The organism is Serratia sp. AS12 (assembly GCF_000214195.1).
Taxonomy (GTDB): domain Bacteria; phylum Pseudomonadota; class Gammaproteobacteria; order Enterobacterales; family Enterobacteriaceae; genus Serratia; species Serratia plymuthica.
In genome coordinates this window covers 3,109,372-3,129,151 of sequence record NC_015566.1, presented here as the reverse complement: position 1 = coordinate 3,129,151, position 19,780 = coordinate 3,109,372, and the positions used below count along the sequence as shown (strand labels likewise).

25 protein-coding genes are annotated in these 19,780 nt (G+C 55.0%); 18 read left to right on the top strand and 7 right to left on the bottom strand.

Annotated elements, in window-relative coordinates; all coding sequences use genetic code 11:
• The first annotated feature begins 2 nt into the window (after positions 1 to 2).
• Genes opp4C through SERAS12_RS14690 form a run of 3 tightly spaced genes read left to right on the top strand, consistent with a single transcriptional unit; the run spans position 3 to position 2,894 of the window.
• Positions 3 to 953 carry an oligopeptide ABC transporter permease gene (opp4C, locus tag SERAS12_RS14700; protein ID WP_013813392.1) on the top strand — a complete coding sequence of 317 codons (951 nt, stop codon included), beginning with the start codon at positions 3 to 5 and terminating at the stop codon, positions 951 to 953.
• Positions 950 to 1,936 (top strand): ABC transporter ATP-binding protein, encoded by a 987-nt coding sequence (locus SERAS12_RS14695; RefSeq protein WP_013813391.1) that lies wholly within the window; start codon positions 950 to 952, stop codon positions 1,934 to 1,936. Before opp4C ends, SERAS12_RS14695 begins: the two co-directional genes overlap by 4 nt.
• A complete protein-coding gene (locus SERAS12_RS14690) occupies positions 1,926 to 2,894 on the top strand; it encodes an ABC transporter ATP-binding protein (protein WP_013813390.1) in 969 nt (322 codons plus the stop codon). Before SERAS12_RS14695 ends, SERAS12_RS14690 begins: the two co-directional genes overlap by 11 nt.
• Here the strand turns inward: SERAS12_RS14690 and SERAS12_RS14685 are convergent.
• Positions 2,891 to 3,865: an alpha/beta hydrolase gene (locus SERAS12_RS14685; RefSeq protein WP_013813389.1), complete on the bottom strand. Its 975-nt coding sequence runs from the start codon at positions 3,863 to 3,865 to the stop codon at positions 2,891 to 2,893. The genes SERAS12_RS14690 and SERAS12_RS14685 overlap by 4 nt on opposite strands.
• Positions 3,866 to 4,525: 660 nt before the next feature.
• Here SERAS12_RS14685 and SERAS12_RS14680 point away from each other — a divergent pair.
• The 6 genes from SERAS12_RS14680 (at position 4,526) to SERAS12_RS14655 (ending at position 12,511) form a co-directional block, all read left to right on the top strand.
• On the top strand, positions 4,526 to 5,740 hold the full coding sequence (locus SERAS12_RS14680; RefSeq protein ID WP_013813388.1) for an aspartate aminotransferase family protein: 1,215 nt from the start codon (positions 4,526 to 4,528) through the stop codon (positions 5,738 to 5,740).
• A 52-nt stretch (positions 5,741 to 5,792) separates the two neighbouring features.
• Positions 5,793 to 6,827 (top strand): arginine N-succinyltransferase, encoded by a 1,035-nt coding sequence (gene astA, locus SERAS12_RS14675; protein WP_013813387.1) that lies wholly within the window; start codon positions 5,793 to 5,795, stop codon positions 6,825 to 6,827.
• Entirely contained in the window at positions 6,827 to 8,311 is a 1,485-nt protein-coding gene (gene astD, locus SERAS12_RS14670; protein WP_013813386.1) for a succinylglutamate-semialdehyde dehydrogenase, read from the top strand. The genes astA and astD overlap by 1 nt, the downstream gene beginning before the upstream one ends.
• A 131-nt stretch (positions 8,312 to 8,442) precedes the next feature.
• Complete coding sequence (gene astB / locus SERAS12_RS14665; RefSeq protein ID WP_013813385.1) at positions 8,443 to 9,783, top strand: N-succinylarginine dihydrolase; 1,341 nt, start codon at positions 8,443 to 8,445, stop codon at positions 9,781 to 9,783.
• Between the two features lie 11 nt (positions 9,784 to 9,794).
• Positions 9,795 to 10,778 (top strand): succinylglutamate desuccinylase, encoded by a 984-nt coding sequence (gene astE, locus SERAS12_RS14660; protein WP_013813384.1) that lies wholly within the window; start codon positions 9,795 to 9,797, stop codon positions 10,776 to 10,778.
• 650 nt (positions 10,779 to 11,428) lie between these two features.
• Positions 11,429 to 12,511, top strand: a complete 1,083-nt coding sequence (locus SERAS12_RS14655; protein ID WP_013813383.1) for a porin — start codon at positions 11,429 to 11,431, stop codon at positions 12,509 to 12,511.
• 81 nt (positions 12,512 to 12,592) lie between these two features.
• Here SERAS12_RS14655 and SERAS12_RS14650 read toward each other — a convergent pair whose 3' ends face one another.
• Both SERAS12_RS14650 and SERAS12_RS14645 read right to left on the bottom strand, forming a co-directional pair.
• A complete protein-coding gene (locus SERAS12_RS14650) occupies positions 12,593 to 12,817 on the bottom strand; it encodes a biofilm development regulator YmgB/AriR family protein (protein ID WP_013813382.1) in 225 nt (74 codons plus the stop codon).
• A gap of 130 nt (positions 12,818 to 12,947) precedes the next feature.
• Positions 12,948 to 13,139 carry a YebW family protein gene (locus SERAS12_RS14645; RefSeq protein ID WP_006325949.1) on the bottom strand — a complete coding sequence of 64 codons (192 nt, stop codon included), beginning with the start codon at positions 13,137 to 13,139 and terminating at the stop codon, positions 12,948 to 12,950.
• Positions 13,140 to 13,367: 228 nt separating this feature from the next.
• Here SERAS12_RS14645 and lysM point away from each other — a divergent pair, with 228 nt between their 5' ends.
• The 5 genes from lysM (at position 13,368) to SERAS12_RS14630 (ending at position 16,251) form a co-directional block, all read left to right on the top strand.
• Positions 13,368 to 13,814: a peptidoglycan-binding protein LysM gene (gene lysM, locus SERAS12_RS14640; protein ID WP_004945703.1), complete on the top strand. Its 447-nt coding sequence runs from the start codon at positions 13,368 to 13,370 to the stop codon at positions 13,812 to 13,814.
• Positions 13,815 to 14,102: 288 nt separating this feature from the next.
• Positions 14,103 to 14,243, top strand: a complete 141-nt coding sequence (locus SERAS12_RS26480) for a hypothetical protein (RefSeq protein ID WP_004945701.1) — start codon at positions 14,103 to 14,105, stop codon at positions 14,241 to 14,243.
• 23 nt (positions 14,244 to 14,266) lie between these two features.
• A complete protein-coding gene (locus SERAS12_RS26475) occupies positions 14,267 to 14,431 on the top strand; it encodes a hypothetical protein (RefSeq protein ID WP_013813381.1) in 165 nt (54 codons plus the stop codon).
• A gap of 96 nt (positions 14,432 to 14,527) precedes the next feature.
• Entirely contained in the window at positions 14,528 to 15,469 is a 942-nt protein-coding gene (locus SERAS12_RS14635; protein ID WP_013813380.1) for a pirin family protein, read from the top strand.
• A 428-nt stretch (positions 15,470 to 15,897) separates the two neighbouring features.
• Positions 15,898 to 16,251: a DUF1304 domain-containing protein gene (locus tag SERAS12_RS14630; protein WP_013813379.1), complete on the top strand. Its 354-nt coding sequence runs from the start codon at positions 15,898 to 15,900 to the stop codon at positions 16,249 to 16,251.
• A gap of 28 nt (positions 16,252 to 16,279) precedes the next feature.
• On the opposite strand, the gene SERAS12_RS14625 is transcribed toward SERAS12_RS14630, so the two are convergent.
• Positions 16,280 to 16,666 (bottom strand): helix-turn-helix domain-containing protein, encoded by a 387-nt coding sequence (locus SERAS12_RS14625; RefSeq protein ID WP_013813378.1) that lies wholly within the window; start codon positions 16,664 to 16,666, stop codon positions 16,280 to 16,282.
• Between the two features lie 513 nt (positions 16,667 to 17,179).
• Positions 17,180 to 17,392, bottom strand: a complete 213-nt coding sequence (locus SERAS12_RS14615; protein WP_013813377.1) for a YccJ family protein — start codon at positions 17,390 to 17,392, stop codon at positions 17,180 to 17,182.
• 200 nt (positions 17,393 to 17,592) lie between these two features.
• On the opposite strand from SERAS12_RS14615, the gene SERAS12_RS14610 reads away from it, so the two are divergent.
• Positions 17,593 to 17,832, top strand: a complete 240-nt coding sequence (locus tag SERAS12_RS14610; protein ID WP_004945684.1) for a DUF2766 family protein — start codon at positions 17,593 to 17,595, stop codon at positions 17,830 to 17,832.
• Between the two features lie 40 nt (positions 17,833 to 17,872).
• Here the strand turns inward: SERAS12_RS14610 and SERAS12_RS14605 are convergent, their stop codons facing one another.
• Complete coding sequence (locus tag SERAS12_RS14605; protein WP_013813376.1) at positions 17,873 to 18,106, bottom strand: YobH family protein; 234 nt, start codon at positions 18,104 to 18,106, stop codon at positions 17,873 to 17,875.
• 178 nt (positions 18,107 to 18,284) lie between these two features.
• Between SERAS12_RS14605 and SERAS12_RS25695 the strand changes: the two genes are divergently transcribed.
• Positions 18,285 to 18,428 carry a PhoP/PhoQ regulator MgrB gene (locus SERAS12_RS25695; protein WP_006325944.1) on the top strand — a complete coding sequence of 48 codons (144 nt, stop codon included), beginning with the start codon at positions 18,285 to 18,287 and terminating at the stop codon, positions 18,426 to 18,428.
• A gap of 99 nt (positions 18,429 to 18,527) precedes the next feature.
• Entirely contained in the window at positions 18,528 to 18,800 is a 273-nt protein-coding gene (locus tag SERAS12_RS14600) for a YebO family protein (protein ID WP_013813375.1), read from the top strand.
• 50 nt (positions 18,801 to 18,850) lie between these two features.
• Here SERAS12_RS14600 and fos read toward each other — a convergent pair whose 3' ends face one another.
• On the bottom strand, positions 18,851 to 19,258 hold the full coding sequence (fos, locus tag SERAS12_RS14595) for a fosfomycin resistance glutathione transferase (protein WP_013813374.1): 408 nt from the start codon (positions 19,256 to 19,258) through the stop codon (positions 18,851 to 18,853).
• Between the two features lie 170 nt (positions 19,259 to 19,428).
• On the opposite strand from fos, the gene SERAS12_RS14590 reads away from it, so the two are divergent.
• Positions 19,429 to 19,743: a phage protein NinX family protein gene (locus SERAS12_RS14590; protein ID WP_013813373.1), complete on the top strand. Its 315-nt coding sequence runs from the start codon at positions 19,429 to 19,431 to the stop codon at positions 19,741 to 19,743.
• Positions 19,744 to 19,780: the final 37 nt, after the last annotated feature.

The following is a 19,780-nucleotide window of genomic DNA, read 5'->3' as shown; positions in this document are numbered from 1 at the left end:
ACATGTTGGCAACGCTGTTTTTTGGTCGCCGTCGCCGCTGGCGGCAGGCGCAACTCCCGGCGCTGGCGCAGTTGTCGCCACCGCCGGCCGCACAGGCCTGGCAACGGTTGCGGCGGCACCGGTTGGCGATGGCCTCGCTGTTGTTGCTGCTGATACTGGCCGTGTTGTGCATTTTGGGGCCGATGCTGTCGCCGTGGCAGGACGATGCCGGCGATGCGCTGAACATTAACCAGGCACCCAATGCCGAACACTGGCTGGGTACGGATTTTCTCGGCCGCGATATTTACACCCGCCTGCTGCTGGCGGGGCGCATTTCGCTGACCATCGGCCTGGTGTCGATGCTGCTGTCGGTGACGCTCGGCTACCTGTTGGGGGCGTTATCCGGCTATTTGGGCGGCATCGTGGACAAGCTGATCATGCGTTTTGCCGATCTGTTGATGACCATCCCCAGCCTGCCGCTGCTGATCATTATGGGAGCGATGTTGTCCGAGCTGGACGTCTCGCCGGATTACCGTATCTACATGGTGATGATCATGCTCAGCCTGTTGGGTTGGCCGTCGCTGGCGCGGCTGGTACGCGGCCAGATCCTGTCGCTGCGCGAGCGTGATTTTATGCTGGCTACGGAAGTGCTGGGGCTGTCCACACGGTGGCGTATTTTCGGTCACCTGCTGCCGAATACCATCCCGATCCTGGTGGTGGTGGCGACCATGGGGGTGGCCAATGCCATTCTCAGCGAATCGGCGCTCAGCTATCTGGGGCTGGGTGTGGTACCGCCGACGCCGTCGTGGGGCAACATGATGGATGCCGCCAACAGCCTGATCGATTTTCAGCGCCGCCCCTGGCTGTGGATGCCGCCGGGCCTGGCGATTTTTATCACCGTAGTGGCGATTAATATTCTGGGTGACGGCCTGCGGGACGCGCTCGATCCGAAAATGAACGGAGTAAGACGATGAGCCAACCGTTGGTAGCCTTTAATCAACTGTCGGTGGCCTTCAACGGCGAACAAGGCCGGGTGCGGGCGGTGCAACAGGTGAGTTTCGAACTGCACGCCGGGCAGACGCTGGGCGTGGTTGGCGAGTCCGGCTGTGGCAAAAGTGTCACCGCCCTGGCGATGATGGGGTTGCTGCCGCAGCCGCTGGCACAGATCGACGGCGGCGAGATTCATTTTGACGGCCAGGATTTGCTGAAACTGCGTCCACAGCAGATGGCCGATTTGCGCGGCAACCGGCTGGCGATGATCTTCCAGGAACCGATGAGCGCTCTGAACCCGGTGCTGACCATTGGCGAGCAACTGGTGGAGCCGCTTATCCGCCACCGGGGGGCGGCGCCGAAGGCCGCCTGGCGGGAAGCGACGGCGTTGATTACGGAGGTGGGATTGGCGCGCGCAGAACAGCTGATGGCCAGCTATCCGCACCAGCTTTCCGGCGGCATGCTGCAACGCATCATGATCGCCATGGCCATCAGTTGCCGCCCGGCGCTGCTGATTGCCGACGAGCCGACCACGGCGCTCGACGTCACTGTGCAGGCGCAAATCCTGGCGCTGCTGCGTGAACAGGCGCAAAGGCACAATATGGCGATGATGCTGATCACCCACGATCTTGGGGTCATCGCTCAGATGGCAGACCGGCTGGTGGTGATGTACGCCGGGCGGATTGTCGAGCAGGGGCCCACCCGAGAGGTGCTGGATAACCCGCAGCATCCGTATACCCAGGGGCTGATGGCTTCGCGGCCGGTAGCCGGACAGCGGCGGCGTCGACTGTATTCGATCCCCGGCCAGGTGCCCGATTTGGCCCGCTTGCCCGACCATTGCGCTTTTGCCGATCGTTGCTCGCAGGTGAGCGCACGCTGCCGTGACGGCATTCCGCCGCTGTACGGCCATGCGCAACGCCAGTCTGCCTGCTTTCTGAATGCGGGAGGGCGTATTTATGTCGGCTGAATTACTGGTTGAAGTGAAGGGGCTGAAGAAATATTTCCCGCTACGCGATGGCCTGTTCGGCCAAACGACCGGGCAACTGCGGGCGGTGGATGACGTCAGTTTCGGCATTCGCAAGGGCACTATTTTCGGTTTGGTGGGCGAATCTGGCAGCGGTAAAACCACCGTTGGGCGCACATTGCTGGGGCTGCATGATAAAACTGCCGGCGAAGTGTTGTTTAACGGGCAGGCGCTGGATGCGCTCAGTCCACGCCAACTGCGTGCCATGCGGCCGAAGATGCAACTGGTGTTTCAGGATCCCTACAGTTCGCTGAATCCGAGAATGCGCGTTGGCGATGCGATTGGCGAGGCCTTGCTGCAGCACGGTCTGGCGACTAAAAGTGAATTGCGCGACCGGGTAATCGATACGATGGAAATCTGCGGGCTGTCGGCGCAGCACTATGGGCGTTTCCCGCATGAGTTCTCCGGCGGCCAGCGGCAACGCATCGGCATTGCGCGTGCGGTGATCCTGCAGCCGGAGTTTATCGTCGCCGATGAGCCGATTTCGGCGCTCGACGTCTCGATTCAGGCGCAAATCATCAACCTGTTTTCCGATCTCCAGGAGCAGCAGGGCGTAACCTTCCTGTTTATTTCGCACGATCTTGGGGTGGTGGAACACCTGTGTCAGGACGTGGCGGTGATGTATCTCGGCCAGATTGTCGAGAGCGCCGATCGCGACAGCCTGTTTCGCCGGCCGCGGCACCCTTACACCCAGGCGTTACTGGCGGCGGTGCCCAGCCTGGATCCACTGCGGCAACCGCAGGCGATGGCCCGGGGGGAGTTGCCCAACCCGGCTCAACCGCCGCACGGCTGCCGTTTTCACCCCCGTTGCCCGCAGGCTACCGCTCAGTGTCGGCAACAGGCCCCCGCGTTACGTACCCTGGCTGCAGGGCACCGGGTGGCCTGCCATTATGCCGATTAGGCCAGATAGTGTTTCAGCGCGCGCCCGGCCTGGTGGATGGCCGAGTGCACCGCCGGGACGTGGGCTATCGGGTTCAGCAAGCCATAATCGTGGATCAACCCGTTGTAGCGTGTGGAGGTGACTTCCACGCCGGCGGCGTTAAGCAGGCGGGCATAGGCTTCGCCTTCGTCGCGCAACACGTCCAGCTCCGCAGTCTGCACCAGCGCCGGCGGTAAGCCTTTCAGCTGTTCCAGCGAGGCATTGAGCGGCGAAGCGTAAATCTCTTTGCGTAGTGCTTTGTCGGTAGTGTAGTTGTCCCAGAACCATTTCATCATGTTGCGAGTCAGGAAGTGGCCTTCGGCGTACTGGTGATAGGAGTCGGTATCAAAGCTGGCGTGGGTCACCGGCCACAGCAGAATCTGGCTGCGCAGCGCCGGCGTGCCTTTTTCCTTGGCCATCAGGCTGACCGCCGCCGCCATATTGCCGCCTACGCTGTTGCCGACTACCGCCAGTCGGGAACCGTCGACGTTGATTTTTTCGCCGTATTCGGCCACCCATTCGGTGGCGGCATAGGCCTGGTTGATGGCGGTGGGATAATGCGCTTCCGGTGAAGGGGTATAATTGACGAACACCGCCGCGGCACCGGAACTGTGCACCAAATCGCGCACCAGCCGTTCATGAGTCGGGAAGTCACCCAGCACCCAGCCGCCGCCGTGGAAGAACATGAATACCGGCAGCGCTTCTTTAACTCTGGCCGGTCGCACCAGATGCAGCAGGACATCCTGCCCCTCAACGTGAATGGTCTTCTCGCTGATTTCGACTTCGTACAGCGGCACCTCAACGCTGCTTTGTGCCCCTTCCAGCACTTTACGCGCCTCTTTCGGTTTCATCTGTTCCATCGGTTTGCCGCCGCCGGCATTTAACGCATCCAGGAATACGCGAATATCCTTTTGTGCTGCCGGTTGGGTGGGATCAACAGTTTTTTTAGACATCATGGCTCCTCAAGCGCGGGGGGGTCGAAATCACAGTGTAGTTGCTGCTTAACAAATAGGTGATCTGGCGTGTGGATGAACCGCCGGCGGGAAGAGGCATGGCCCGGCAGAGCCTTAACTGACGCGGGATTGTTCGCCTCTGGTGCATTCGCTGCACTCAAATGGGGCGAAAGTGTGATCGGGCGCAAATCGGGCCAAATTATTTTTGCGAGCGCGATCAGAAATATTGAAGTTTTTTGCAATTGAATAGGATTTCGCGGCCAATGATGATTTTTAGCCTTATTTTTTCAATTATTCATTACCAATGCATAATTATTGAATAAGTATGCATTGTAAGCCGTTGTTTTAACGAAAAAAAACGCGATATTCGCCAGAAAACCCGTTTTGGCACGATAGCTGCTCTACACTCTTTATCAAACGGCATGTATTTTAACTGCTCGTTAACATTTATTCCCCGTTCAGAGACCGGATACGCGGCAGAAATAGTGGAAAACCGATTTTATGTAACAGATTTGTTTCTGAATAGCCGGTAGATGGCAGAGTTATCACCGGGCGAAAAGCGGAATCAACGGTGCGGTTTTTTTGTTTTGTTGCGGAATATCCGGGCAGGAACGGCCCTTACAGTCAAAATTCAGCCTTTGCTGAGGTTATGAGGTCATTATGGAACAGCCAATCGCAGTTACCCGCCAGTCTTTCGACGACTGGATGGTCCCGGTTTATGCCCCCGCTGATTTTATTCTGGTTCGGGGTGAGGGGTCACAGGTCTGGGACCAGCAGGGTAAGTCTTACATCGATTTTGCCGGTGGTATCGCGGTGAATGCGTTGGGGCATGCGCATCCTGCGGTGAAGGCGGCGCTGGTGGAGCAGGCGGGGAAACTGTGGCATCTGGGCAACGGCTATACCAACGAACCGGTACTGCTGTTGGCGAAACAGCTGATTGACGCCACCTTTGCCGACAAGGTGTTTTTCTGCAACTCCGGGGCGGAAGCCAACGAAGCGGCGCTGAAGCTGGCGCGTAAACGTGCGTTGGACAACGGCAACGCCGGCAAGAACCAGATTGTGGCGTTCAATAACGCTTTCCACGGCCGGACGCTGTTCACCGTGTCTGCCGGCGGCCAGCCGAAGTATTCAAAAGATTTTGCGCCGCTGCCGGGCGGTATCAGCCACACGGCGTTTAACGATCTGGCTGCCGCGGCTGAGCTGATCAACGACCAGACCTGCGCGGTGATTGTGGAGCCGATTCAGGGCGAAGGTGGCGTGCTGCCGGCCGATGCCGCTTTCCTGCAGGGCCTGCGCGAGCTGTGCGATCGCCACGATGCGTTGCTGATTTTCGATGAAGTGCAAACCGGCGTGGGTCGCACGGGATATCTGTACGCGTACATGCAATACGGCGTCGTGCCGGACGTGCTGACCACCGCCAAAGCGCTGGGCGGTGGCTTCCCGATTGGCGCCATGCTGACCACCGACGCATTGGCCAAAACTCTGGGCGTAGGCACCCACGGCACCACCTACGGCGGTAACCCGCTGGCGACGGCGGTGGCGGGCACGGTGTTCTCCATCATCAATACGCCAGAGGTATTGGAAGGGGTGAAGCAGCGTCACCAGTGGTTTATCGACGGCTTGAACAAGATTAACCGGCAATACCCGATTTTCTCTGAAATTCGCGGCGGCGGCCTGCTGATTGGCTGCCAGTTGAATAAGGATTATGCCGGCAAGGCAAAACAGATCACCCAGTTCGCCAACGAAGAGGGCGTGATTGCACTGATCGCCGGCCCGGATGTGGTGCGTTTCACCCCTTCACTGATCATTCCAGAGCAGGATGTGAAAGAGGGGCTGGCGCGATTCGCGCGTGCTGTGGCGCGGATTTGCAGCTAATACACAGGCTGCGCCTTAACCGGCGCAGCCTGATTCTGACGAGGTTCGCATTATGATGATTATTCGCCCTATAGAGCGTCGCGATTTGGCTGATTTACTGACGCTTGCCGGTAAATCCGGCATCGGTCTCACTTCCCTGCCGCAAGATGAAGATACGTTGTCGGCGCGCATTGAGCGGGCGTTAAAAACCTGGCAAGGCGAACTTCCACGCGGCGAGCAGTGCTATCTGTTTGTGCTGGAGGACAGCGAGCGCCAGCAGGCGGTAGGGGTTTGCGCGATTGAAGTGGCCGTTGGGCTGACTGAACCCTGGTACAGCTTTCGCGTCGGTACCCAGGTGCACGCGTCCAAACAGTTGAACGTCTATAAATCGGTGCCGACGCTGTTTCTCAGTAATGATCACACCGGCCATTCCGAGCTGTGTACGCTGTTCCTCGATCCGGACTACCGTCACGGCGAAAACGGCAAGCTGTTGTCGAAAGTGCGTTTCCTGTTTATCGCCGCTTTCCGTGAGCGTTTTTCCGCGCGGTTGATTGCCGAAATGCGCGGTTTCTCCGATGAAGAGGGCCGTTCGCCGTTCTGGGAGAGCGTCGGAAACCATTTCTTTTCCATCGAGTTCGCCAAGGCGGACTACCTGAGCGGTACCGGACAGAAGGCGTTTATCGCCGAGCTGATGCCGAAACACCCGCTGTATGTCGATTTCCTGGCTGAGGATGCGCAGAAGGTGATTGGCCAAGTGCACCCACAGACCGTTCCTGCCCGCCGGGTGCTGGAATCTGAGGGCCTGCGCTATCAGGGCTATGTCGATATCTTCGACGGCGGCCCGACGCTGGAAGCGGAAATCGACCATATCCGTGCGGTCAAAGAGAGCCGCACGGTGAAAGTGGTGCTGGACGAGACGCCAATGCGCGCCGATGCGCCGGCTCTTCTGGTGGCCAACGATCATTATCAGTCCTACCGCGCACTGCTGGTCAATGCCGATCTGTATGACGAGCGTCTGCATCTCAATGCGGAAACCGCTGCGGCGCTGGGCGTTGAGCAAGGCAGCTTGGTGCGGGTCATCCCCCTCATTTCAAAGGAGAAAGCCTAATGTCACATCCTGCACTGTTTATTAACGGCGCCTGGCAACAGGGCCGGGGCGCTGAATTCGGCAAGGCCGATCCGGTCGACAACCAGACGCTGTGGCAGGCCAATGCCGCCGATGGCAGTGATGTCGCCGCCGCTTGCGAGGCTGCTCGCGCCGCGTTCCCGGCCTGGGCCCGTACCCCGTTTGAACAGCGTGAGCAGTTGGTAAAGCGTTTTGCTGCCCTGCTGGAAGAGCATAAACAGGATTTGGCGGCGGTGATCAGCCGTGAAACCAGCAAACCGCGCTGGGAAACGCTGACCGAAGTGCAGGCGATGATCGGCAAAGTGGCGATTTCCCTGCAGGCTTACCAGGCACGCACCGGCATCAGTGAAACTGCGATGGCGGACGGCGCTTCGGTGCTGCGCCACCGGCCGCATGGCGTGCTGGCGGTGTTCGGACCTTATAACTTCCCGGGCCATTTGCCGAATGGCCACATTGTGCCGGCCCTGTTGGCGGGTAATACGGTGGTCTTTAAACCTAGCGAGTTGACGCCGCTGACCGCCGAGGAAGTGCTGAAGCTGTGGCAGCAGGCCGGCTTGCCAAACGGGGTGATCAACCTGGTGCAGGGCGGGCGTGAAACCGGCGAAGCGCTGGCCGCCAGTGCAGATATCGACGGTCTGCTGTTTACCGGCAGCGCAGGGACCGGTTATCACCTGCATCGCCAATTGGCGGGGCAGCCTGAAAAGATGCTGGCGTTGGAAATGGGCGGCAACAACGCGTTGATTGTCGATCAGATTGACGATCGCGATGCGGCGGTTAATCTGGCGATTCAGTCGGCGTTTATCTCCGCCGGCCAACGTTGCACCTGTTCGCGCCGCATTCTGGTGAAACGCGGCAGCGAGGGCGATGCCTTTATTGAACGTTTGGTGCAGGTGGCGAGCGCTCTGCGCGTCGGTCGCTGGGATGCTGAACCGCAGCCGTTCATGGGGGGGGTGATCTCTCCTGCGGCGGCGGAAAAAATGCTGGCGGCGCAGCATCATTTGTTGTCTTTGGGTGGCAAAGCCTTGCTGACCATGCAGCGGCTGGAAAGCGGCAGTGCGCTGCTCAGCCCCGGCATTATTGATGTGACTGGCGTACGAGACGTGCCGGATGAAGAATATTTCGGCCCGCTGACCACCGTCATTCGCTATAACGACTTTGACGAGGCGTTGCGCATCGCCAACCAGACGCGCTATGGCCTGTCTGTCGGCCTGGTGTCACCGCAGCGTGAGCGATTTGATCAACTGCTGTTGGAAGCGCGTGCCGGTATCGTCAACTGGAACAAGCCGTTGACCGGTGCCTCCAGTGCCGCACCGTTCGGCGGCGTGGGTGCCTCGGGCAACCACCGCCCAAGCGCCTATTACGCGGCGGATTACTGTGCCTGGCCAATGGCGTCGCTGGAAAGCGAAAGTTTGACGCTGCCGGCAAGTCTGTCGCCAGGACTTTCGTTTAAGACCGATACACCCTAAATTTGAGGCCGGTGGGGGTCATTACAGGTTAGCGACCCTTGAGCGCAGGGACGCGGCTTGAGCGGCCAACGCGAAATTTATAGGGTATGTTTTTTGAATAGGGCCGAGCCTGCTCGGCCCGGGAGAACAGCATGTCAGGATATGAAGTCAATTTCGATGGTCTGGTGGGCCTGACCCATCATTACGCCGGATTATCGTTTGGTAATGAAGCCTCTACGCAGCACCAAAACAGCGTGTCCAACCCGAAACTGGCGGCCAAGCAGGGGTTGCTGAAGATGAAGGCGCTGGCCGATCTCGGCTTCCAGCAGGGTGTTTTGCCACCGCAGGAGCGGCCGCATGTGCCGATGCTGCGCAAACTGGGCTTCAGCGGCAGCGATGAGGCCGTATTGGCGCAGGCGATGCGTCAGTCGCCACGTTTGTTGTCGGCGCTGAGTTCGGCCTCCTGCATGTGGACCGCCAATGCGGCGACGGTTTCGCCTTCCGCGGACAGTAAAGATGGCAAGGTGCATTTCACCGCCGCCAACCTGAACAATAAATTCCATCGCGCGATTGAGGCCGAGACCACTTCCGGCGTGCTGCGCGCGATTTTCAACGATGAACGCCATTTCGCCCATCACGAAGCCTTGCCGCAGGTGGCGTTGTTTGGCGACGAAGGCGCGGCCAACCACAACCGGCTGGGCGGCGACTATGGCAAACGCAGCGTGCAGATGTTTGTCTATGGGCGCCAGGAGTTCGGTGGCGAAACTGCCCCGACACGCTACCCGGCACGCCAGACGCGTGAGGCCGGCGAGGCGATTGCTCGCCTGCATCAACTGGATGAGCAGCACACCGTGTTTGTGCAGCAAAACCCGGCGGTGATCGACCAGGGCGTGTTTCATAACGACGTGATTGCGGTCAGTAACCAGAACGTGCTGTTCCATCATCAGCAGGCGTTTCATCAGCAGCAGCAAGCACTGGACGAGGTGCGCCGCAAGATGGCGACGCTGGGCTGCGAACTGACGGCGATTGAGGTGCCGACGGCGCAGGTCTCGGTGGCGGATGCAGTATCGACCTATCTGTTCAACAGCCAGATTTTAACCAAACCTGACGGCAAGATGATGATTGTGGTGCCGGAAGAGTCACGCCAGCATGGCGGTGTGTGGCGCTATCTGAGCGAGACGGTGACCGGCGGCGGGCCGATCGATGAAATCAAGGTATTCGATCTGCGTGAGAGCATGCGTAACGGCGGCGGGCCGGCGTGCCTGAGACTGCGTGTGGCGCTGAATGAACAGGAACTGCGGGCGGTGAATCCGCGCGCGATGATGAACGATACGCTATTCGTTACGCTCAATGAGTGGGTCGACTGCTATTACCGCGATCGGCTGACGCAAAACGATTTGGCCGATCCGCAGTTGCTGCGCGAGGGGCGCGATGCGCTGGACGCGTTGACGTCTATCCTCGGGCTGGGCTCGGTTTATCCTTTCCAACAATAGACGGAGCTGCCATGTTTGATTTGCTGGCCCTGACGCTGGCGGGGCAAGCCCCGACCAACCAGCAGGGTGATAACCTGAATGTGCACTGGCGCTGGCAGGGGGAAGGCCTGTTGGAAATCACCCCACACCAGGCTTACCGGCAGGCGGTGGTGCTTTCCGCCGGGATCCACGGTAATGAAACGGCACCGATTGAACTGCTGAACCAATTGGTCAATGCGTTGTTGGCGGGCGAAAGGCCGCTGGCGGTGCGGCTGTTGGTGGTGCTGGGTAACCCGGCGGCGATACGCGCAGGTAAACGTTATCTGCACAGTGACATGAACCGCATGTTCGGCGGCCGCTATCGCGAGTTTAACCACAGCGGTGAAACCGCGCGGGCGCAGCAGCTGGAGCAGGTGATAACGGCGTTTTTCGACGGGGAAGAGGCCGCGCGTTTCCATTATGATCTGCACACGGCGATACGTGAATCGCGGCTGCCGCGTTTTGGCATTCTGCCCTTCCAGACGCGGCCTTACAGTGCGGAGATGCTGGGAGTGCTGGATGCCGCCGATCTTGACGCGCTGGTGATCCACAGTGCGCCTGGCGGCACCTTTAGCCATTTTTCCAGCGAGCACGCCGACGCCGCAAGTTGTACGTTGGAGCTGGGCAAGGCGAAACCCTTCGGCAGCAACGATCTGCAACAGTTTGCCGCCATTAACCGTGCGTTGCAGGGGGTGGTGAGCGCTGAGCCTTTACCTTTGCGGCCGGGTGAGGCGCTGCGCCTGTTCCGCGTAGAACAGTCGTTGATTAAGCGAAGCGAGGATTTCAGGCTGCACCTTAGCGACGACACCGCCAACTTTACCGAGCTTAAGCAGGGCACTTTGTTGTGCGAACAACCGGGTGAGGAGTACCGGGTTCAACATGCCAGCGAGTGGATTTTGTTCCCCAATCCTGGCGTGGCGCTTGGGCTGCGTGCCGGTATGGTGTTGACTGAGGTGCCGCGCAGCACGCTGTATTAATCTGTCAGCCATGTGGTGGTTTTCATTTGCGGTGTGCACCAGGTTGTAGCATTGTCAGCTGCAACCTGGAGTTAGTATGGTGTATTATTCTGTAGTATTTGTTCATTCCCTTCTCTTTATATATCCGCTATTCACTGTTGCCATTTCTTAAATTTAATTTCCCCCGGTATTACTATTTTGACGGTTTGAATCGTATTGACTATGAGAACCCGTAAAAGATCTGATTAAAACTCGGTTAATGGTCTAAATCAACGCAGCGACTTTGTTCAGATAAAAATGTGAAATAAGTAACGTTATTAGTAACCACGCTAAGTTTAATGTTATTTACGTATCGTTTAGAAAGTAGGCAAAAAGAAAGTGATTTGCACTAAATTGGTGCAATGCACCAATTTGGTTATAAGTTATGTGTCAAATATCAATATTAATCAATGATTTGATGCTGGCTTTGTTTGTAATATTAAGTTACAAATAAACATGCTTTACCCACGGTATTTTATGAACTTTTTCTTTTGAAGTTTGGATTCATGATGCTAATGTCACATGGCCCCTGATTAGGGGCGCTCATAAAATACTAAATGATAAAGATCACAGCCCAAATCATAAATTGGGCGTGATGGGCAGGTTTTTAATTATAATATCTAGGAAAATAAATGATGAATCGCAGTGTATTAGCCTTAGCTGTTGCCCTTGCGGCAATGACCTCCTTTGCCAACGCGGCTGAAATTTATAATAAGGATGGCAATAAACTTGACCTGTACGGTCGCGTTTCCGCCAAACATGTTTTCAGCGATGATAAATCTGAAGATGGCGACAAGACTTATGTCCGTCTGGGTTTCAAAGGCGAAACGCAAATCAATGACCAACTGACCGGTTACGGCCAGTGGGAATATAACGTCCAGGCCAACCACGACGAAGCGCAGGGCACTACTGGCACCAAAACCCGTCTGGGCTTTGCCGGTCTGAAGTTCGCCAACTACGGTTCATTCGACTACGGTCGTAACTACGGCGTGGTGTACGACGCGGAAGCCTACACCGACATGCTGCCGGAATTCGGTGGCGACAGCTACAGCTACACCGACAACTACATGACCGCGCGTTCCAACGGCTTGGCGACTTACCGTAACCGTGACTTCTTCGGTCTGGTGGAAGGCCTGAACCTGGCAGTACAGTACCAGGGCAAAAACGACGGCGACAGTCGCAGCGTGACCAAGCAGAACGGTGACGGCTACGGTCTGTCGTTGGATTACCAGGATATCGGCGGCTCAGGTATCGGTGTGGCGGCGGCATTCTCTGACTCGAACCGCACCAGCGATCAAAAGAAACTGCAGTACGGCAAAGGCGACAGCGCGACGGCCTGGACCACTGCGGTTAAATACGACGCCAATCAGGTTTACCTGGCGGCAATGTATGCGGAAACCCGCAACATGACGCCAATCAGCGGCAACGGCGTGTCTGGCTTCGCCAACAAAACTCAGAACTTCGAAATGGTCGCTCAGTACCAGTTCGAAAACGGTCTGCGTCCTTCTCTGGCTTACGTGCAGTCCAAAGGCAAGGATATCGAAGGGTTTGGCGATGTCGATCTGGTGAAATACGTGGAAGTGGGCGCGACTTACTACTTCAACAAAAACATGTACACCTATGTTGATTACAAAATCAACCAACTGAATGACGACAACAAGCTGAAACTGAGCACAGACGATATCGTCGCGGTCAACCTGACTTATCGTTTCTAAGTTTCAACGCTATTACCTTCATCCTGTGTCGGGATAACGGTCAAAAGGCAGGGCGCAAGCTCTGCCTTCTTTTTTGGGACGCTATCCTTTGGCTGCCAGGCCCACGACTTCAATAGCGGAGCGCAGGGTTTCAAAGCGCTGCTGATTTTTCTCATGTTCAATCTCGGTGACCAAATGGGCCAGAATATTATTGCCGGACACTTTCTTGTTGAGATTGATCAGTTGGATCACCGCGCCACCGAGCACCAGGCTGACATCGCGTAACAGGGTTTCATAATGTTCGTCTGAGAGAGCAGATACGGGCATGACGCCGTCTCCATATCGTTCGGGTGAAGCAATTTAGCAAAGCAGCGGGATAAAATATCGCAGATACACCACTTTTCCGATGAATTCAGAAATTCCTCAGAGGTAAGCAGCGGAAAAATGGAAGACCGCTCTACAACGGCGCATATTCACTGGCAGGCAGCCAGAAACCATCGATAAAATCTTCCACCGGAAAACACCCGGCGTGGCGCAGATTTTGTTCCTTCATGACGACCAGACACTGGGGTTCATTGCGCAGCACGTCAACCACGATATCGGCGCAGCCGCCATCCAGATAACATACAAACATCACCAGTGCGTACATAGCGTCTTTCGTCCTCTACCCAAATCTTTCCATACCTTTATTGTAGGTAAAAACGGGGGGCTTTCAGCCCGAGAATCGGTGCAAAGTGATGGATTGGCAACAAAAGGGTGCACTTTCGGATTACTCCAACGGCTGAATGCCGCAGGAGCAATTGAATATCCGTTTTGCAGTGCTAAGCTTAACAAGCCTTAAGCGAACGCAACATTGTAACCATCGAAAGGAGTGAATATGGGCTTGTTTAACTTCGTCAAAGAAGCTGGCGAAAAACTGTGGGACACAGTGACCGGCAATGCGACTGCCGAAGACCAAAGTGCCAAACTGAAGGAGCATCTGGATAAAATCGGCCTGCCGGGTGCCGATAAGGTCGACGTGCAGGTGGTGGATGGCAAAGCCGTGGTGACCGGGGACGCCGTCAGCCAGGAACTGAAAGAAAAAATCCTGGTGGCGATCGGTAACGTGGCGGGTATCAGCGGTGTGGAAGATAAGGTGTCTGTTGCACAATCTGAAGCCGAGAGCCGTTTCTATACCGTGAAGAAGGGCGACACGCTGAGCGCGGTGTCGAAAGAGGTGTACGGTAACGCCAATCTGTACAACAAGATCTTCGAAGCGAACAAACCCATGCTGTCCAGTCCGGACAAGATTTATCCAGGACAGGTTCTGCGCATTCCGCAGTAAAGAAGATAAGATATCCAGGAGCCCGATGTGATATCGGGCTTTTTTTATCGCATTTACTATCAGTTTTACTGATTATTTTTTACTTTTAATAAAAGTTGTGAATGTTTTATACTCACCGCCGCCTCAGCTCCCGGGGGATGTTGACCCTGGCGAGGAAAGTTGATAGCGTCTTGCCACTATTGAGGTCCGAATGGCGTTGACGCAGAATCTAAGAAAACCGCAGTAGCGAGTTTTTATCGACCATCCCATAACAGTAGCGTTTACGCGTGATGAGTTAAGATAGATTTTGTGAAAGAACAACGTAATGCCTCACAAGACAAAAACTACCGTGAAACTCTGGGAGATGCGCAGTTTGCCATCATTGTGCTGGCGATCGCGTCCTGCTCCCTGATCATCTTTACGCTGTCAGTCACCCTGTGGCTGACATGATGTCGTTCTGTACAGGAGATAAAATGGAGCATAATCTCCACGATGAAACCAAACTGCTGGCTGTTATCGGCCTGCTGGTTTCCGTGTTGCTGGTCGTATCGATACTCTTTGGTGTGACGTATTTCTCCGACTTGAAGCATGCACGTGACGAAGTTGATGTAAAAGGCTGCTATATCAAGACGCCCTGACGCACTCCGCCTCCCAGGTTGCATTGAGGCCGCCGGCTGTGTGATAAGCTGGCTTTGCCATTAATTCAACCTGTGTGCCGTTCTGGAGGCGTTACTATGAGCAACTCCCGCCCAACCCATTCTTCTTCTTCCCGTGACTGCCCTACGGCCGAGGGTGTGCGTCAGATACAACGCATTACCGCACGCAATGCCGAAGTCGGCGGTATCCCGATCAATCGTGCCTTACCTACCCGCGAACGCCGTACCGTGGGCGCCTGGTGCTTTCTCGACCATGCCGGACCTTCGGTCTTCAGCGGCTCCTCTAGAGGTATGGACGTGGGTCCGCACCCGCATATTGGCTTGCAAACCTTTACCTGGATGATTGAAGGAGAGGTGCTGCATCGCGACAGCCTGGGTAGCGAGCAGGTGATTCGTCCGGGCCAGGTCAATCTGATGACGGCAGGGCGCGGTATCGCCCATACCGAACAGTCAACGGGAGAAGAGCGGCGTTTACATGCCGCACAGCTGTGGATTGCTCTCCCTGCCGACGATGCCGATATGGCGCCGCGCTTCGATCATTATCCCGATTTGCCGTCCTGGGAACGAAATGGGGTTAGACATACTTTGCTGGTGGGGGAGTTTGAGGAATACCGTTCTCCGGTGTTTACTTTTTCGCCATTAATCGCCATTGATTTGGAGTGGCAGAGCGACGGCTATTTACCTTTACCCTTGCGGGAAGACTATGAAATAGGTTTTTTGCCCCTTGTTGGTGCAATTGAGGTTAATGATGAAAAATTTTCACCTGATGAGTTCGCCTATTTAGGGATGAATATTAACCAAATAGGGTTAAATGCCAAGAAGGGCAGCCGGGCATTATTAATCGGCGGGGTACCATTAAACGAAGAGATTCTCATTTGGTGGAACTTTGTTGGCCACAGTAAGCAAGATATTACCCAGGCGCAGCATGACTGGGAGCAGGGGAATAGCCGTTTTCCGGATGTGAGTGGTTATAGCGGGCCGCGTATGACCGCACCACACCTGCCCTGGAGCGAAGTTTGATGCCCTCTGGCTATAACGGCGGGATGATCTTATTCATTTCTTTCTATTAACGCTGAATTAATGTGATCGAAAGTCCATGTTTTAGATCGAATATAGTTTATCTGGTAAATAGTGATCTGGCGCAAATAATTGGTCGGAGCAGTGGATTAAGATATCTTTCAAGAAGTGTTGTTATCTAACCGCTAGTCAGAAGCCTGTGAGGTCATTATGAGCCAAGTACTCTATCGTGCAAGATTATCCCATGTTGTTATTGCAACGGCGGCTTTTTGGATCTCTATCGCAGCTATGTTGGTTGTTGCGCTAAGCTAACACTGAATGATTAGGTAATAAACCCGCTGCGGCGGGTTTTTTTATGTCTGATTATTCGCAACTTTCTGAATGCGGTTATACTTATTAAACCGAGCCCTTAATTAACCTTGGTAAATATAATGGTAATTTTTTCTAATGTTATCGTGATATTCATAGCCGCGATTCATCTGTATATCCTGATCCTGGAAATGTTCCTTTGGCAGACGCCGACCGGCAGACGTGTGTTCGCCACTACGGCGGAATTTGCGGCTGCAACGCGCGTGCTGGCCGCTAACCAGGGGTTGTATAACGGTTTCCTGGCTGCCGGGCTGGCATGGGGAGTCTGGCGTGCTGACCCGACGGTGCAACTGTTTTTCCTCGGCTGCGTGCTGGTGGCGGGCATCTTCGGCGGCCTGACGGCGAGCCGTAAAATTCTTAAGGTCCAGGCGCTCCCTGCGTTGATTGCCATATTGGTGGTCATTTGGGCCCATTAGCCCGCCGCTGGGTACGGCGGGAGAGCGGTCAGGCAGTTTTTTGATGGATGACGTGCAACGGCGGGGCGATGTGCAAATCTACGCTTAAATCCTGGCGAAAATCATAAGGCGTGATGTTGAACCGTTTTCTGAACATATAAGTAAAATGTGACTGCGAGCCAAAACCAAAATCCAGTGCAATGTCAAAAATGGTAGCGTCACTGCTGCGCAATTGATAAACCGCACCGGCCAGGCGGCGTTCGCGGATATACTTGCCCAGCGAAATCCCGGTCGCTTCTTTGAACAGCTTCTGCATGTGCCACAGGGAGTAGCCGGAGTACTCGGCCAGCTCTTCGAGATGGATCACTCTACCTAGGTGAGTTTCGACCCATTTACTGAGGGCGCAGACCAATGAGAGGTGATGTTCTTGTATCATCAGTGCGTCTGTGTGAGATCTACATAGCGGTGAAGTATACACAACTTGCCGCCCCGGACAAAAAGCCCACCTGCGCCAGGGTGAAATTATTCGGAAAAACCATCATCAGGTGGCTTGTCAGCCGGAAGGAAAAACGGCTAATCTGAGATTGCCCGCTACCGCTGATACTGAAGTGGTTCAGGCCGCAGGAAATAAACCGCCTAGACAGAGTCAGCCGTAACAACTCAGCGTTGATGGGGTGATCGCATGTTAATGACAGTGATTATTACTCTGGTTGTAATCGTGGGCGTTGCCGCTTTTATGGTGACACCGGTGATGAGAATGAATAATGCGGAAGGTGTGGGAGGTGAAGAGCCGTGATATCAGGCCACAATATAACCCGCTGTGGGATGTGACAGACTACCGAAAAAGCCTGGATGTTCATACCCGTCGTGTTTCAAGCCTGCGCGTTTTGGCTGCAGCCTGAAATGCACTGGGCATCGTTCATCTAGGCTTTTTGTTGATAATGCCCGATCAGACGTTTTTGCGTTCTACGGTTTCTTCGCCCCAGTACAGCTGATCGGCACTGGTTTTTGCGAAGGCCATTTCCAGCGCTTTGTCACTGCCTTCCTCCCAGATTTTTTGCGCCAATATCTCGTCGTTCTTCGCCAGCTCAAAAATCGCCTCGGCAATTTCAACCGAAGTTTCGCGCACTGTTGCCCAGGATTTCACATTGTGGTTTGCCATTACGTTCTCCCGTCAGGTTAGCATTTGCAATGCGCCGCCAAGCGCAACGCTCAAGCCCAAGTATAGGTCAATTCGGCAGGGCGTTTTGATGGCCAATGCGCATTAGCGCTGAAAATTCAGCGGCAAACGGCAAGGGGGGCGGAAAAGCGGCAGGCGGCATGGTATTCTGTGCGGCGTCTGAACTAAGAAGGAAAGTCACTATGTCCGACATGCTGAGCAACGACCAGGAATTGGCATCCGATCTGGTCGCCTGCCAACTGGTCATCAAACAAATTCTGGATGTCATTGACGTTATCGCACCTACCGAGGTGCGGGACAAAATGGCAAGTCAGTTGAAAAGCATCGATTTTTCCACCCATCCTGCCGGCGCCGATCCGGTGACGCGGCGGGCTATTGAAAAAGCGATTGCTTTGATTGAGATGAAATTCACGCGTAATTGATGTGAAACCGCCGTTTGACGGCGGTTTCGGACGGTGGTGATCAATCCACCACCGTTTCGATCTTTTTGAACAGCGGGCAGTCGGCAATGCCAATCACGCCGTTGTCACCGTGCAGATACTGCGCTATCACCACATTCCGCGCCGTCAGGTATTTACACTGCAACCCCAGCCCTCCGACGTTTTGATTGCTGCCGATAAGCACCCCGTACCCCGAAAACAGAAATGCGCCATACAGCACCGCCAGCGCTACGATCCACTTAATCAGCTTGCCCATTTTGACTCCTGTTATTGATTGTCGTAGCGATATAGCCACGAGCCAGAGCAGGGCGCAACGGTAACATTCTGAAAAATAAACCCAGGTGAGATTTCTAAACGACCGGTTAAACTTCGTTTAAGTTAGCCGTGATAGGCTGAGAAACCAATTACCAAGATAACAATGAGGCTGCTAAAATTTGTTGCGAAAAAAAATCCTCGTGATAATTGCGGCTCTGGCTGCCTGTTTGTTTTTTTATCTGCTGGCACTGGACAGTTATTGTGACGAGGGGGAGAGGTTTGCGTTGGGAATTTGTTCAATCACTCGCTTTGTTCCCTGGTGAGGTGCGCGGCGGTGCGCAACAATTTTCTGCGGAGATGTTCGTGCCCATACCCGGAGTGCTAAGATGTCCGCCTGATTTTAGCAGTAGATAGGGTTGTCCATGTACGATTTAGGTTTTGGTCCAAATAGCCTGGTTTCGTTGGCCATCGCAGCGTTGGCGCTGTTGGTGGGATTATGGGGCTGGTTCCTGGTGAACCGCGCCAGCGTGCGTGCCAATGAACAGATTCGCCTGTTGCAGGAAATCGCCGAGCAGCAGCGCCAGCAAACGGCGTTACTGAAGAGCCTGGCGCAAAGCGCTCGCGGCGGCAGCGTGGCGGACGATGACGATCTCAGCCCGGCGTTGGATTTCAAGAGTTTTATCCCCGAACGTTAATCAGATGCCTGCCGGGTGGCGCTTCACACACTTTGCGCCACCCACCTTCCTCAGAAAAACTCCATCCCCTGATAAGGTTGAGCACGGCATGCTGCCAGACGACTGGCCAGATCGCCGCCGTGAATTTCTAACTGATGCCCGTCGGGATCGAGAAAATACAGTGATTCCCCCTCGCTGCGATTGTTTTTCCACTCTTTTACTCCCGCCTGGCGTAGCTTTAATGCGGCGGGTGCAAAATTTTCCTCCGTCACGCTGAATGCGTAATGGGTATAGTCGCCCGGCGTGTCCACCGCTCGCGAACTGTCCCATGACAGACACAACCACAGTTCGCCAAGGGACAGGTAGGCGCCATTTTGCCAGCGCGCATGCGGGATGAATCCCAACAGACGGGTGTAGAAATCGAAACTGCGGTTGACGTCACGTACCGCGAGCGTCAAGTGGTTAAGGCCGCTCAACATGGCGATAATTTCCGGGCAAAGAAACAGGTAAAAAGTGTAATCATCCTAATGGGGAATATAAAGATGAAAAAACATTAGTATGGATAATATGAAAAGCCGTCGTTTTGTCATAAATCTGTCGTATTGGCATCGTAATGTAGCGCCAACCTTACGAAAGATGGATGAAGCCGATGATTAAATGGTATGAAGAAAGCGACGCCGAGGTGAACCGCAGCATTGCGTTGATCACCGGAGAAAACCCGGAAAAATGGTATCCTTATGGCGGCGTGAAAGGTAAAGATTATTGCAAGAATCCCTCCGATGCCTGGCCGATTATCTGCGCCAATAAAATCAGTTTGAATGCTGACGGCCAAAGTGATAACCCGTTGTGGCAGGCCCGCATGATCACCCAGAGCGGTGAGTGGCAGGCAGACAGCAACAGCCCATTGCGCGCCGCGATGATCTGTTTCCTGCTGAGCCAGCAAACCACCGAGATGGCCCGTTGAACCACCAGAAATACTGATGATTTTTCCCTTTTTATGA